Below are 1,416 nucleotides of genomic sequence, written 5' to 3'. Positions count from 1 at the left end.
AAATCACCTTTGAACATATTAATTGAATATCACGATAACAATTAAATCTTTATTAATTGTTATTATCTTTTAATCATAGGTGAATATATGTCATCAGATACTAGCACTAAAAAAATGGGTCTAGTCGGATTAACTGTTCTTGTAGCAGTTAATATGATGGGTTCAGGTATTATTATGCTACCAGCGAGCTTGGCTCAAGTTGGTGCAATCTCAATGCTATCTTGGGTAGTTACAGCATTAGGTGCAATGTGTATTGCTTACACATTCGCTAAATGTGGTGCTTTCTGTAAACGTTCTGGCGGCATGTCAGCTTACGCGGAAGAAGCTCACGGCAAATCATCTTTCTTTATCTCTTCTTACACATACTACGTATGTCTTGTAATTAGTTGTGTAGCAATCGCCGTATCAGCTGTTGGTTACATCAAACCATTCATGCCTTGGTTAGATACACCAATGCACACTTTCTTCGGTGTGTGTGCTGTACTTATTCTAACTATGGTTGCTAACTTCGGTGGTCCTAAAATCACAGGTCAAATCTCAGCATTCACTGTTTGGGGTATCATCCTACCTGTACTAGGTCTATCAATCATCGGTTGGTGGTGGTTCGATCCACAAACTTTCATGAGCGCATGGAACCCACACCACGACACTACAATGCACTCTGTATCTTCAGGTATCGCACTGACTTTATGGGCATTCCTAGGTATTGAATCTGCGGGGGCTAACTCTGATGCAGTTGAAAACCCAGAGCGTAACGTACCACTTGCAGTACTATTCGGTACAGGTTTCGCAGCGGTTATCTACATTGCCTCTACTGGTGTTATCCAAGGTATTATTCCTAACGCAGAACTAGCAGCATCTACTGCACCATTTGGCCTAGTATTTAGCCACATGTTTAACCCAACAGTAGGTAACATCGTTACACTAGCAGCAGTAATCGCATGTATCGGTTCGCTACTAGGTTGGCAGTTCACCAACGCTCAAGTATCTAAAGCTGCGGCAGATGAAGGTCTATTCCCTAAAATCTTCGCTAAAACAAACAAAGCAGGTGCGCCAATCGCTGGTATGTTAATCATGTTAGTTGCTGAACTTGCACTAGCGATGATGACAATTTCTCCAGACTTGATTAACCAGTTCAACGCGCTACTAAACCTAGCAGTATTTATCAACATGGTGCCTTACATCCTATCTATGACAGGTCTGGAAGTAATGCTACGCAAAAACATGGTTACACCAAAACAATACCGCTTAGGCGCTGTTGTGGGTACGTTAGCAGTTATCTACAGTATCTACGGTGTATATGCTTGTGGTGCAACAGCAGTATTCGGCGGCACTATCTTGACTCTATTCGGTTACATCTTCTACGGCTTCATTGCAGCTCGTGATGTAAAAGAAGTAGAAGCTAAATAATTAAAG

Annotated in this window: 1 protein-coding gene; it reads left to right on the top strand. The window is 41.7% G+C overall.

What is annotated here, in order from left to right; translation table 11 throughout:
- Positions 1-87 precede the first annotated feature (87 nt).
- Entirely contained in the window at positions 88-1,410 is a 1,323-nt protein-coding gene (potE, locus tag E5A76_RS03765) for a putrescine-ornithine antiporter (protein ID WP_053987398.1), read from the top strand.
- The last annotated feature ends 6 nt before the right edge of the window (positions 1,411-1,416 follow it).

The organism is Photobacterium lucens (assembly GCF_009873615.1).
Lineage (GTDB): Bacteria > Pseudomonadota > Gammaproteobacteria > Enterobacterales > Vibrionaceae > Photobacterium > Photobacterium lucens.
The sequence above is the reverse complement of the archived record's forward strand: the minus strand, read 5'-3'. Positions and strand labels throughout refer to the sequence as shown.